The organism is Bradyrhizobium sp. (assembly GCF_035273305.1).
Classification (GTDB): domain Bacteria; phylum Pseudomonadota; class Alphaproteobacteria; order Rhizobiales; family Xanthobacteraceae; genus Bradyrhizobium.
On sequence record NZ_DATEPI010000310.1, the window covers coordinates 1 to 11970 of the forward strand.

An 11970-nucleotide genomic window follows, 5' to 3' on the forward strand; every position below is an offset into this window, starting at 1 on the left:
CTCGATCATTTGACGGCGCTCGGAATCATCTTCCGATCCTTCCTGCACGATCTTTGCGGTCCAACTGTCACCTTCGGGCTGAACCGAAATCATGATGTCGGTCGGATTGTCGCAAATGTCCTCCATTTCTATCCTGATCGCGGCCTCAAGTTCAGCCGCGGTTTTGCTCGGCTTTTTCATTGCGCGTATCTCGCATCGAATGCGACGTGAAGGAACCAAAATTGACACGGCGCACTTGTATTCACTTGCGTGCTCAAGCAGGAGGTTCAAGATGTTCGGGAAAATTGTTGGCGCGGCAGTTCTGTCCGCGGCCATTGCGATCCCCCTTTCCGCATCGGCTCAGGGTGTGCCCGGTGGTGTCGAACGCGGTGCGCGAGAAGGCGAGCGCGCTGCCGGCCCGGTTGGGGCGATCATTGGCGGCACGATCGGAGGCGTTGTCGGCGGCGTCTCGAGCATTCTCGGCGTGGACGAGCGTCCTCGCTTCCGCCGGTATGTCGTCGAAGAGCACCTTCCTTCCTATCGCTATCAAGGCGATGTGAGGGTGGGCGCCGTGCTTCCGGAGGCGGGCGTCACTTACTATGAAGTGCCGGCGGAATATCACGTTCGGGATTATCGCTACACGGTCGTGAACGATCGGCCGGTACTGGTCGACCCGCGCACCCACCGGATCGTCGAAGTCGTCGATTGATCGGCCCTCATCGACTGCTCGGCTCAAGTATTTTGAAAAGCCGCTCGCGATGAGCGGCTTTTCCTATGGCTGCTGGCGCGGGCGCGGTGACGGGCCACGATGCCGCCCTACAGTAGTGCCTGTTTTTCATGCGAGTATGCGCGGCGCCTGCGGTTTGTATGCAATGCTGTCGCGCCGTCGCGGACGGGCATCAATCCAAGCCGTTACGTCCGCATCGCGCGACGAGGTCACCGGTAAAGCGAAAGCTCTGGGCGAGCGTCCGGAATGAAGCCGTCGCGATTGGGCATCAGCACCTTCGGCAGGGTCTTCGCATCCATGACCTCGGTCGGCTTGATGATCTTGGCCTCCGACAAGATATAGGAGACGACCGCATAGACCTCGTCATCCCTCAGCGATCCCGGCGCGTTGAACGGCATGGCGCGCTTCACATAATCGAACAATGTCGTCGCATAAGGCCAGTAGCTTTCCACGGTCTTGATCGGCGTCTTGGTCGCCAGCGTGTCGCGACCACCCACCAGCCGATCGCCGCCGATTCCCCGTTCGGGATTGCCCTGCAGCTTGTCGCCATGACAGGCAGCGCAATTTTCGGCGAAAATCTTCGCACCGGCCGTGGCGTTGCCGCTGCCCGCCGGCAATCCGCGTCCATCCGGCGGGATCGAAAAATACCCGGCCAGATCCTGCGGCGTCACGGCGGTGCCGAAGCCGAAATGCGCAGGCGCACCCTGAGCAAAGGCGGCTGACGACATCAGAGCCGAAACAAGAACGAGGGTAGACTTCAACAGGTTGTTACGCATGAACATTGGCGACATCCCCGGTCTCGTTAACTGCCCAGCTTTGAATGGCGTTGAGGTGATAGATCGATCCGAATGGACCATTGGATCCGCGAATGGCGATCAGTTGCTTCAGCGTCGGCTGCACATATCCGGTTTCATCGGTGCAGCGGCTTTGCAGCACTGCCGGCTTGCCGTCCCAGACCCAGGGGAAAGAAAACCGCACGGTGCAGATCGGCTCGGGCGACGAGCCGAGTTGCGCGGGATACCAGCTCGCGCCGCCATCGACGGACACGTCGACCGACTGCACCCTGCCGCGTCCGGTCCATGCAAATCCCTGAATGTTATAAAAGCCCGAACCCGGCAGCTTCATGTCGCCGGATGGGAAGGTGATGACGGACTTGGCATCCATCTCCAGGCTGAACTGACGGGCTTTGCCGTCGGCAAGAAGGTCGGTGTATTTCGAGGTCTCCTCGCGCGTCATGAACGGCTTGTCGCTGATCTCGAGACGCCGCAACCATTTGATCTGCGTGTTGCCCTCATATCCGGGTAGCAGCAGCCGTAGTGGATAACCCTGTTCGGGTCGCAGCGCCTCGCCGTTTTGACCATAGGCGATCAGCGCATCCTTGAGCATCTTTTCCATCGGTATACTGCGCGTCATCACTGCGGCATCGGCACCCTCCGCCAGCACCCAGGCCGAGCCCTCCTTCAAGCCGAGCTCGCGCGCAAGAGTGGCGAATTGCACGCCTGTCCATTCCGATGTGCTGAGCAGGCCATGCGTGCCCTGCACCGTTTTCAACGTTGGCTTGTTCCACTCGGTCAATCCATTGCCGGAGCATTCGATGAAATGCCTGCGGGTGACGGATGGAAAACGCTTGAGCTCGTTGATCGAGAATTTCTTTGGCGTGTCGACCATTCCGTGAACGATCAGACTGTGCCTGGCGGGATCGATCGTCGGGATGCCGCCGTGATGCCGCTCGAAGTGCAGACCTGATGGCGTGAGGTTGCCGAGCATCTTATCGAGCGGCGTCATACTCCAGGACGTAAGATCGTTGGCGGTCGGAAAGCGCCACCGCAGCTCGGCCTCGAATTGCGACCGCGAACCATAGCCGCCGTCAGCGGCAACGGCGCGACCTTGCTCCTTGGTCGGATCGGCCGGCACGTCGAAATGAAATGCACCCGCCGACGCCTTTTGCTCGGCTGCCTGGGCGCGAGCGGATGAGCCCGCTACGCCGGCAACCGACGCCGCGGCGAACAGGAATTTGCGTCGATCTGTCACGCCGGCCTGAGGAAACATGCCCTCTTTGCATTCGCAGGCCTGGTCTTGCGCTTTGGCTTCTTTGTCTTGAGCCTTGCGCTGCGCGATGTATCGCGCTTCGGCCAAAACCATCTCGCTGACAAAATGCTGGGCTTTTTCGTCGTAGATCGCCGGATGTTGCTGCCGCACTGTTCGCTCCCCCTCAGAATTGAATGATCTCACGACTGCGCTCACGTGCGGAACGCGTATCAGGACGAAACGTGCTCCGGCTGCGGAATGATGTCGGAAACATCCCGCGCACGATCCGAATGCGACGTCGGTAGATGCCGGTTGCCATCATTCTTGTCAGGCGGCGCGTACAGTCGCAAGGAAGTTCTGCACTTCGAACTTCAACCGGTTGCTTTCGGTGGAAAGCGACTGTGCCGAAGACAGCACCTGGCTTGAGGCCGATCCGGTCTCGCTGGAGCCACGCTGCACATCGAAGATGTTAGAGGCCACCTGCGTGGTGCCCTCCGCCGCCCGCTGCACGTTGCGAGAGATTTCCTGGGTCGCCGCCCCCTGCTCCTCGATCGCGGATGCGATCGAGGATGAAATCTCCGACATCCGTCCGATGGTGATACCGATCTCCTTGATCGAGACGACCGATTCGTCGGTCGCGCTCTGGATGCCGTTGATCTGCTGGCTGATCTCGCCGGTCGCCTTTGCGGTCTGCTCGGCCAGTGCTTTCACCTCGGAAGCCACCACGGCAAAGCCGCGGCCGGCCTCGCCCGCGCGCGCCGCCTCAATCGTGGCATTGAGGGCCAGCAGGTTGGTCTGGCCCGCGATGGTGTTGATCAGTTCGACAACGTCCCCAATCCGGGCCGCCGCCTTCGACAATTCGCCGACGTGATCGTTCGTCTTCTGTGCCTGCGCCACCGCCTCGTTGGCGATACGGGCAGATTCCTGCACCTGGCGGCTGATTTCGTTGACCGACGAAGCCATCTGTTCAGTTGCCGACGCGACGGACTGTACGTTGCTCGAGGCTTCTTCCGATGCTGAGGCGACGACATTCGAGAGTGTTTCGGTTCGGTCGGCTGTCGATGTCAGCGTATTCGCCGAAGCCTCCAGTTCAGATGCCGCCGAGGAGACGGTCTGAATGATCTTGCCGACCGCGCCTTCGAATTCGTCGGCGAGTTTTTGCATGTCCGCCTTGCGAACTGCGGCCGCTCGCTGCTCCGAGGTCTGTCGTTCCTGTTGCAGTGATTGCATCTCCAGCCCGTTGGCACGGAAGGTTTCGAGGGCATTGGCCATGCGTCCGATTTCGTCCGAGCTCGATGGCGGCCCGACGGTTTCGAGATCGCCGTCCGCAATTCGCCGCATGCTGCGTTCAAGTGCAACCAGCCGCCGTCCGATATTCCGCTCGACATACAACCAGCCGATCAGACCGGCGAGCAGCAACGCCGCCAGCGCCGTGCCTTGCAGAAGATGACGACTGTGGACGATAGTCTCACTTGCGGACGTCGAGGCCTGAGCAACCTGCGCCTTGGCGACCTTCACGTTCGCGGCGACCGCGTCGTTCAAGCCTGCCGAGGCCGCTCGGCTCTCCTCAATGACCGAGACTCGCGCTGCATCGGCGGCCAAGTCGGTTCGTCGAAGCCCAGTCCAATCCTGCTTGGCCAATTTGTCAAACGTTTCGACAAACGGTTCCAATACACCGCGGCTTTCGGGATCCAGATCGTCGAGCGCAATCGCCATGGCGTCGATCTCGCGCGCGATCGTCTGCTGGATGGGTTGGAGGGCCGCATCGTCCGGCGCCACGGTGGTTTGCACGAACGCGGTCTGAAGACGGGCGCTCGACTGACCGATATTGGACAGCGCGACCGAAATAAATCCCAGTGCCTTCATCGAGGCGGCTGCCTGCGCGCGAGCCTCTGAGGTCGCCGAAGGCGATGCCATCTCGCCAATCAATCCGACAGTTCTGTTGCCGCGCTCGATGACGAGGGGGCGCAAGGCGCCGGTCAGCTTGGTATTGAGCTCCGCAGCCTTTTTCGGCAACTCGGCCAGCCTGGATCTCGCCGCCAGCGACTGGCCTACCACGGTATCGGCCCGGATGAGAGCGTTGTTGAGATCAGCCAGCCGGGCTTCGATCGCGGAGGCCGCTTGTGTGTCCAGCGTGCCGACACGCAACCCCTGCAATTCGGCGGTTGCACTGGACAGCGATTCGGCAACCGCAGAGGCCCGGGTCCTTCGCTCGGCGTCAGATGGCGAGTCTAACAGCTGATAGCCGTAGCTCACCAGGCGGTCGACACGCCTGGCAAGCGATAAGGAGCCCTCGATCTGAGGCAGCTTGGCGCGAGCGATATCATTGATCGCCCCATCCATCTGGTCGAATGCGATCCAGGCCACGCCCGCCGAGACGATAGGGAGCATGCCTATGGTCGCGAACGCGGCGCAAAGCCGTTCTCGAACACCGAACTTGGCTTTCATGGACTTAGGCCTTGGCAGGTGCGAAGGAGTTATCGATCATACCCGCAACCACTTTATCGATATTGACGGCTTCGGGAATGATCCCGCTCTTCTTGAGCACCTGACCGGCCGCCGTGATTGTGCGCTGTTGCGCGGTGCCGATCGTCGAGTTTCGCAGGTCGGTTCGTTCCAACTGTCGCGCCGCAACGGCATCGTCGATTTTTGCGGCCGCGACTAGCGCCGCCCGCAGCTCATCCGGGTGCTCGTTCGCATATAGCCTGGCCCGATCGTAGAGCTTCAGCACGCGCTTGACCAATTCGGGTTGGGCTGCCGCAAAGGCTTCGCGGACGTTGAGGATTCCGTAGGTGTTGAGCACCGGATCGCGGAACAGCAATCGGGATTTCGCTACCAGTTCGCTCTGCGCCATGATCGGATCAAGGCCTGCCCAGGCGTCAACTTCGCCTTTTTCCAGAGCGGCTCGACCGTCCGCGTGCGGCATGGGCTTCAGCACGATGTCCTTGTCGGTCAAGCCGACGCTTTCCAGCGCGCGCAGGCAGAAGATATGCGGATCCGTGCCAGGGGTGGCGGCGACCTTTTTGCCCTTGAGCTCAGCAAGGCTCCTCAGCGGCGACGCCGCGCCGACAACCAGCGCGGTCCATTCCGGGCGCGAGAACACGTAGATCGACTTGAGCGGATTGCCATTGGCGCGCCCGATGAGAGCCGCAGCACCCGCGGTCGATCCGAAATCCGCTTTATCGTTCTTCAATAGATCGAGGGCGACATTGCTGCCTGCGCTTGGAAGCCATTCGACGCTGATGCCGTCGCCGGTCAGTTCCTTCTCCAGGAAAGCGTTATTTTTGAGGATCAGACTGACCGGATTATAGGTCGCAAAGTCCATCCGGATGGTTTTGACCGGCTCTGCGCCGAGTTTGCCTGTCATAACCGCGAAGGCCGTGAGCGTGGTCGCTCCGGCGAGAAACGAGCGCTTGGTGATGGACATGCTTTTTGCCTTCCTGTTGAGGGGCGTTTTTCGAGCAGCCGTCAATCAAGCGATTTCAGATGCGACAGCGAGTTGCGGCGCATGCTTACCGACGGTTTTGGAGAGTTGGTCGCAGAACACGACAAGGGCGCAGAGCGGGATTTTCTTCGTTGATACGCCTTATGGTTGTATCGCGGACCTGATTATTAGGCGAAGTCGATTTAAGATTTGGTTACGGAAATTCCGCGCGGAATACTGATTGCCCACGCCGGATGAAATGATGACGCTCGCCGCCCGCTGCACGCGGCACCGCCGAGTTCGAAAGCTCAGGCTACCAATCCGCTCATCGGCTTCAGCTTTGCGCTTTCGGGAAACACGGTTTGAGCCAGCACGGGTTCGCTGATGCCGAGATGATCGCGCAGCACGCCTTTGATGATCGCGCGTAAATCGGTTGTTGGTGCAAGGTCACGACCTTCGTAGAGATTGCCAAGCTTCAGCCCTGGCCAGTCGGAAATAATTCGCCCGCCATTCACTGCGCCGCCTGCGAGCAAAGCCACCGTGCCGGTGCCGTGATCGGTGCCGTCGGTGCCGTTAATGCGCGCCGTGCGGCCGAACTCGGTTGCAACCAGAATCACGGTGTCACGCCAGCGATCCGCCAGTCCGCTCTCGAACTCGGCCAACGCGCTATCAAGCCCTGAAAGCAACTGTGCCGACCGGCCGATCGGGCCGCCCTCATTGGCATGAGTATCCCAACCGTCAAAGGCAAGCGCGGCGATGCGCGGGCCAGTGTCGGCTGCCATTAGTTTGGCTGCGCCTCGTGCGACGAGCCGCATTGCGCTGGGACCATTGCCCCGCGGTTGCGGCTTCATGTCCTCGATTCGCGCGGCCTTATCGAGCTCAAGGCCTTGCGATAACGCGGATGCCAGCTTCGGATCGCGGTGATTATAAAGTGAGAGGACACGCATTGCGGTATCGTCTCCCGCTTGCGGCAGCGCGACCGGCGCCCAGCCGACCGTCGGTGCGGCGCCGCGCAGCACCAAAGGCGCGGTCGGACCGACGGCAAGGGCGTTCGTCACTCGCTGGCCGGGGGGAAGAGCCTCTAGTGCGCGGTTGAGCCAGCCCGATTGCACCCGCCCTGGACCGGGAAATCCACTTTCAAGCACGTCCTGCCCATCAAAATGCGAGCGATCCCGATAGGAGGTCGCAACCGCATGAACGACAGCAGCGTGTTTCTCTTTGTACATGCGCGCGAACACAGGCATCGCCGGGTGGAGCGCGAAAAAAGAATCCAGCATGGTTGCCGGGTGCGCCCCGTCCGTCGTCAAGGCGATAGAGCCATGGAGGCCCGCATAATCGGGATCGCCGATCGGGGCGACGGTGGCCAGTCCATCCAACGCGCCGCGCAAAATCACGACAACCAGCCTCGGATCGCGGCCATCGGCGGCACCTGCGAATCTCGGCAAATAGGCCCAGGCAGCGAACGATGCCCCGCCGAGCAGCAGCGCACGCCGCGAGGTTAGGGTTTCCCATTCCATGGTCACCTCCTCTGGAATTCCGGTGACATCAGCAACAATGCCATGGCCTGCTGCCGCGATTCCGCATGTTCAATCGTTTGGCGCGTTTCTGACGAAACTGCGTCCGCAAGCGCGACTTCCATGAGATCGCGCGGATCGATATTTGGAGGCAGACGCGATGCTATTTGTGCCGAGATGTCCAGCCGAAGCTTCATTCCCTCCGGCGCGGCCCAGGCCGCGTTGGTATCAGCAAATCCGTTTGGCCCGGCCGGTGACCACAGCGGCTGACCTAACGCGTTCAGGCCGGCGAGGTAGCGCCCTGGATCGTCGGGCACTTGCGCCAACAACCGCCCTGTCGCGACCAGGAATTCATACGGGCTGCGAAGCTTGTTCAGAGGCGTCCGCCAAGCCTCATCGGAATCGACAAGTGTGATCGTCAACGCTTTTAAGTCGCCATCAGTCCTGCGAAAGACATCCTGCAGCTTCGCGACAAGGATGGGCGGAGGATCGTCAGCCACAAAATGGCGCACGAACTTGGTTGCGATGAACTTTGCGGTCGAGGGGTGACGGGCGATATCCGCCAGCGCCGCCTCGCCTTGCGCACGGCCCCTGTCGTCGTAAGTTTTTCCAAGCAGCTGTTGGGCTCCTGGCTCGTGCGCATTGGGGTTGAACACGAAGGTGCCGGGGACGCCGAGTTGTCCCTGCCGGCCGGCAAAGGTCCAGCCCGTGATGATCCGCGCGAGCGAGGTCACGTCCGCCTGGCTATAGCCGCTGTCGACGCCGAGCGTATGCAGCTCCATGATTTCGCGTGCGAGATTTTCGTTCAGACCGCGCTTCCGCTTTCGGCCGGCGCGAGAGTCAGGACCTATCGATTGCTGATTATCGAGAAAGAAAAGCATCGCCGGATGCTGCTCGACCGCCTGGAGCATATCGCCAAACCGTCCGAGCACGTGCGGACGGATCGCCTCGCGTTCGAAGGCGCCGGCCCAGATCCGCGCCAGCGCACCTTTGTTGGCAGAGATGCAAAAGTGATTGGACCAGAACGCTACCAGCCGCTCCAGAAATCCGCTTTCGGCAACCATCGCGCGCTGCAGCCGTGCCAGCGCTTCGGCGCGGTACGTTTTCTGGATGATGTTCAGCGGTTGCTCGGGCTGCCTCTCAGGCTTGGTTTGCATGGCTTCGTTCGGGGCCATTGCATTGGCATCGCTAGCACTCGCTGACCCTGCGCCCCCCGATCCGTTTGCGGACATCTCCGGGGCCAGGTCGGCCGGAGACTGTCTTCGCGATTTCGCCTCGCCCTCGCGCGCCTGCTTGACCTCGCGTTGATAGGCGAACGCCGTCTCGGCCAGTGCAGGTGTCGATGACAGGCCCGGCAATTCGAGCCGCGCACCGCTCGGCCGATTCAGCTCGGCTTTGACGAACCCGTGCGGATCGGAGGCCGCATCGACGAAATCGTCGGCCGCTCCGCCGCGCGCCCCAAGTCCGAAGCGATGAAGTGCCACGAGGGCGGCTTGCGAATCGCGTGCCATCGAAGTGTCGTGGTTGTTGGCGGAAACTATTCAGGTTTACCGTCGACCACTATAACGTCATTGCGGATGAACCGGAGGTGAAGAACGCCAAATTGATCTCGTCGATCGCCCAACGCCCTAGCTGGAACGCCGGCGGCGCTCGCGCGCTACGCCAGCGGATACGTTGAGCGACCACGCCTGATTTGATGTTAACGCGATTATCGATGCGGTCCACCTTCGGTGAGCGCTCGGTGTCAAGGTGTGATGGCATTGTCAGCGAAGCGCCGGTCCGGTTTGGGCTGAGCGCGCAGCAGGAGATAGAAGGCCGCGAAGTGCGTGATCATCAGTATAGGCACGTAGAGGATGGGGATGGCGTAGGTGGACCCCAACTCTCCAGCCAAGGCTGCAAGGCCGAGTTGGATGGCTCGGTAGTAGTCCACGACAATGTCGAGAGTACCGACGACATTAAAGGCGACGACGAACAGCCAAAAGGTGAAACGTTGTCGAGCCATCAAAAGCGCCAGCATGGCCAGCAGTCCGGTGGCGAAGTCGCCGTAGGCCGCGAACGTCGCAAACCCCGCCGGCAGATTGCCGACGACGCCCGGTAGGATGAAGACCAGACCGAAGAAGCGAAAGCTGTGCAGCGTAGCGATGGCGCGATGAGCGTCGATGCTGTCCATCGCCCTGAGTCTCGGCCAAATGTATGCACCGAACAACAGCAGCCAGGCGACGTAGCCTAGTAGGAGATGAATTCGGAAAATCGTTTCCGGGGACATGATGGCCTCATCTGGTGTTGACGCGCGGTTTAAGAGCGTCAGCGGCCACGAAAGGCGGGAGCGCGCCTTTGCTCGAGGGCGCGGAAATACTCTTGGTGATCGTCGCTCTGCGCAAGTCGGGCAAGTTCGGGCAGCAGCGCTGCGAAGGCAGCTTCTTGTCCTTCGTTGAGCGCACGACGCGCCGAGTCGAGTGTCGCTCGAATGCCGAGGGGGGCTGCGACGGCAATCTTGCGCGCGACCTCGATCGCGCGATCCAGCTGCTGTCCGGGCGGGGTCACGTATTGAACAAGACCAAGTCGATAGGCCTCATCGGCACCCCATTCATCACCGGTCAACATGTATCGCATCGCATTACCCCAGCCTGCCTCGCGAACGAACGCGATCGTCGCACCGCCAGCCGGGAAATGACCTCGGGTCACTTCTCCCTGGGCGAATACAGTATCGCTCGCGGCAACTCGTACGTCAGCAGCGAGAAAAAGCTCATGGCCTGCGCCCTGGCACTTGCCCTGAACTGCGACAACTAGCGGTTTCTGTCGATGCGGCGGCACTGTGCCGACTGGGTTGATGAACTCGGGAGTTTCCGGGAAGCGACCGGTACGCAGGACCGGTGCCCAGCTTGCAGCATCGAGGATGCCTCCCACAAAGTCAGGTCCTTGGGAATAGAGGACTCCGACACGCAAGCTTTCATCGTGGTCGAGCAAATACAACAAGCGGCCCAGGCCGATAACGCTTGAAAGCTCGACACGATCTGACTCCTGCCGAATCCCGATCAGCAGAATCGAGCCGTCCAGCCGGTCTACTTTAACGTTGTTAGGAATCGCTGGTCGGCCCATCGGAACGGACGCGTCCGGCGACTGGTTCTGGGCGAAGCTCGTGCGGCTGGCAGCTAGCGCCAGGGCCCCTGCGCCGGCCGCCAAAACCGCTCGGCGATGGAGGTGATTGCGGTCACGTGTGCGTTCCCGAACGTTCGTCATTGCAGGTCCCTCCGACGATTTTCAGTTTTGGCGCGGCTCCAACGCCGAGCTTTTTTTTCGAAATTGCCCAACTCACATAGCGGCACTTCGGCTGAGCGACTATTCGCTATAAAGTCGATGAGCTATGAAGTGGCAGTTCACAATCAGACAGGACGCTCGACGGCATGGAGGCTTTGCCATGGCCGCGCCCCTTTCAGTGATGATCACGATCTCGACCGGGCAGCTTGTTTGCCTTCATCCTTGTGGCTGAAGGCACTTCAGGCAAGACTGGCGGTATGATCAAAGCCCATGCGGTACCCGTGCCGTACGACAGCGTCCTGGCGCCGCTTTATGTGGGCGCGGACCTGCTGGATGCGTACGCGATTCAGTTGCCGGTGGGGGCGAACGACGATCTCGAAGTGCTGGCGCGCGCTGGGTTCGAGCGGCAGGCGTGGTGGATTCGCGCGCTGACGCGGGTGCGCGATGCGATCATGGCGACGGTCGGCGTCAAATCGTCTCGCGCGATCGGTGCTGCCGCGGCGGCGCGGGGGCCGGTGATCGGCTTCTTTCCGCTGCTGTCGAAGAGTGTGGGAGAGTTGGTGGTGGGCGAGGACGACCGGCATCTCGACTTCCGAGTCGCGATCCTGCTGCGCACCGGCGCGGCGGGCGCCCGTGAGCTCGTGGTGGTGACGGTGGTGCATTGCCATAACCGGCTCGGGCGGACGTACCTCGCGGTGATCGCGCCGTTCCACCGCCTGATCGCGCGGGCGAGTTTGGAACACGCGGCAAGGAGCTAGATCGAGTCGACGGGGATACGGAGGATTGGTGCGGCTTCCATCCTATTATCGCGCTTGATGAGGCGAAGCGGCATTGAGCGGGGACAGCGAAATGTGCCCGAACCAACGCCTAGACCAGCCCGTGCAGAGTTAGGTATCGAACTGGCGCGCCCGAAGAGATTCGAACTCCTGACCCCCAGATTCGTAGTCTGGTGCTCTATCCAGCTGAGCTACGGGCGCGTTTTTCGCAAAGCCTTTCGGGACCCAAGGGCCGCCGATGCCGCATGCATTCGGAAATCATTT

General features: G+C 61.2%; 12 protein-coding genes and 1 tRNA gene. 2 read left to right on the top strand and 11 right to left on the bottom strand.

Annotation, left to right across the window (positions count from 1 at the left end; genetic code table 11):
* The coding region (locus tag VJV58_RS20420) for a hypothetical protein (RefSeq protein WP_324139180.1) at positions 1-180 on the bottom strand (180 nt) is incomplete at its 3' end.
* Positions 181-271: 91 nt separating this feature from the next.
* On the opposite strand from VJV58_RS20420, the gene VJV58_RS20425 reads away from it, so the two are divergent.
* Positions 272-688, top strand: coding sequence for a DUF1236 domain-containing protein (locus VJV58_RS20425; RefSeq protein ID WP_324139181.1), 417 nt, complete (start codon positions 272-274; stop codon positions 686-688).
* Between the two features lie 227 nt (positions 689-915).
* Here the strand turns inward: VJV58_RS20425 and VJV58_RS20430 are convergent, their stop codons facing one another.
* The 9 genes from VJV58_RS20430 to VJV58_RS20470 all read right to left on the bottom strand — a co-directional run bounded on the left by VJV58_RS20430 (position 916) and on the right by VJV58_RS20470 (position 10912).
* The gene (locus tag VJV58_RS20430) at positions 916-1488 is read right to left on the bottom strand and encodes a cytochrome c (protein WP_324139182.1); all 573 of its coding nucleotides are present in this window, start codon (positions 1486-1488) and stop codon (positions 916-918) included.
* Positions 1475-2755, bottom strand: a complete 1281-nt coding sequence (gene soxC, locus VJV58_RS20435; RefSeq protein ID WP_324139191.1) for a sulfite dehydrogenase — start codon at positions 2753-2755, stop codon at positions 1475-1477. Before soxC ends, VJV58_RS20430 begins: the two co-directional genes overlap by 14 nt.
* A gap of 306 nt (positions 2756-3061) precedes the next feature.
* A complete protein-coding gene (locus VJV58_RS20440) occupies positions 3062-5182 on the bottom strand; it encodes a methyl-accepting chemotaxis protein (RefSeq protein WP_324139183.1) in 2121 nt (706 codons plus the stop codon).
* A gap of 4 nt (positions 5183-5186) precedes the next feature.
* Positions 5187-6161, bottom strand: coding sequence for an aliphatic sulfonate ABC transporter substrate-binding protein (locus tag VJV58_RS20445; protein ID WP_324139184.1), 975 nt, complete (start codon positions 6159-6161; stop codon positions 5187-5189).
* Positions 6162-6466: 305 nt separating this feature from the next.
* The gene (locus VJV58_RS20450) at positions 6467-7675 is read right to left on the bottom strand and encodes a DUF1501 domain-containing protein (RefSeq protein ID WP_324139185.1); all 1209 of its coding nucleotides are present in this window, start codon (positions 7673-7675) and stop codon (positions 6467-6469) included.
* 2 nt (positions 7676-7677) lie between these two features.
* The gene (locus VJV58_RS20455) at positions 7678-9183 is read right to left on the bottom strand and encodes a DUF1800 domain-containing protein (RefSeq protein WP_324139186.1); all 1506 of its coding nucleotides are present in this window, start codon (positions 9181-9183) and stop codon (positions 7678-7680) included.
* 49 nt (positions 9184-9232) lie between these two features.
* Positions 9233-9433 (bottom strand): hypothetical protein, encoded by a 201-nt coding sequence (locus VJV58_RS20460; protein ID WP_324139187.1) that lies wholly within the window; start codon positions 9431-9433, stop codon positions 9233-9235.
* Positions 9417-9938 carry a hypothetical protein gene (locus VJV58_RS20465; protein ID WP_324139188.1) on the bottom strand — a complete coding sequence of 174 codons (522 nt, stop codon included), beginning with the start codon at positions 9936-9938 and terminating at the stop codon, positions 9417-9419. Before VJV58_RS20465 ends, VJV58_RS20460 begins: the two co-directional genes overlap by 17 nt.
* 38 nt (positions 9939-9976) lie before the next feature.
* Positions 9977-10912 carry a crotonase/enoyl-CoA hydratase family protein gene (locus VJV58_RS20470; protein ID WP_324139189.1) on the bottom strand — a complete coding sequence of 312 codons (936 nt, stop codon included), beginning with the start codon at positions 10910-10912 and terminating at the stop codon, positions 9977-9979.
* A 275-nt stretch (positions 10913-11187) separates the two neighbouring features.
* Here VJV58_RS20470 and VJV58_RS20475 point away from each other — a divergent pair, with 275 nt between their 5' ends.
* Positions 11188-11688 (top strand): DUF2867 domain-containing protein, encoded by a 501-nt coding sequence (locus tag VJV58_RS20475; protein WP_324139190.1) that lies wholly within the window; start codon positions 11188-11190, stop codon positions 11686-11688.
* A gap of 142 nt (positions 11689-11830) precedes the next feature.
* On the opposite strand, the gene VJV58_RS20480 is transcribed toward VJV58_RS20475, so the two are convergent.
* A tRNA-Arg gene (locus VJV58_RS20480) sits at positions 11831-11907 on the bottom strand.
* Positions 11908-11970 lie beyond the last annotated feature (63 nt).

Coding starts and splice junctions, on each gene's coding strand:
- VJV58_RS20425 (WP_324139181.1), top strand. CDS start 272: ATGTTCGGGAAAATTGTTGGCGCGGCAGTTCTGTCCGCGGCCATTGCG.
- VJV58_RS20430 (WP_324139182.1), bottom strand. CDS start 1,488: ATGTTCATGCGTAACAACCTGTTGAAGTCTACCCTCGTTCTTGTTTCG.
- soxC (WP_324139191.1), bottom strand. CDS start 2,755: ATGTTTCCTCAGGCCGGCGTGACAGATCGACGCAAATTCCTGTTCGCC.
- VJV58_RS20440 (WP_324139183.1), bottom strand. CDS start 5,182: ATGAAAGCCAAGTTCGGTGTTCGAGAACGGCTTTGCGCCGCGTTCGCG.
- VJV58_RS20445 (WP_324139184.1), bottom strand. CDS start 6,161: ATGTCCATCACCAAGCGCTCGTTTCTCGCCGGAGCGACCACGCTCACG.
- VJV58_RS20450 (WP_324139185.1), bottom strand. CDS start 7,675: ATGGAATGGGAAACCCTAACCTCGCGGCGTGCGCTGCTGCTCGGCGGG.
- VJV58_RS20455 (WP_324139186.1), bottom strand. CDS start 9,183: ATGGCACGCGATTCGCAAGCCGCCCTCGTGGCACTTCATCGCTTCGGA.
- VJV58_RS20460 (WP_324139187.1), bottom strand. CDS start 9,433: ATGCCATCACACCTTGACACCGAGCGCTCACCGAAGGTGGACCGCATC.
- VJV58_RS20465 (WP_324139188.1), bottom strand. CDS start 9,938: ATGTCCCCGGAAACGATTTTCCGAATTCATCTCCTACTAGGCTACGTC.
- VJV58_RS20470 (WP_324139189.1), bottom strand. CDS start 10,912: ATGACGAACGTTCGGGAACGCACACGTGACCGCAATCACCTCCATCGC.
- VJV58_RS20475 (WP_324139190.1), top strand. CDS start 11,188: ATGATCAAAGCCCATGCGGTACCCGTGCCGTACGACAGCGTCCTGGCG.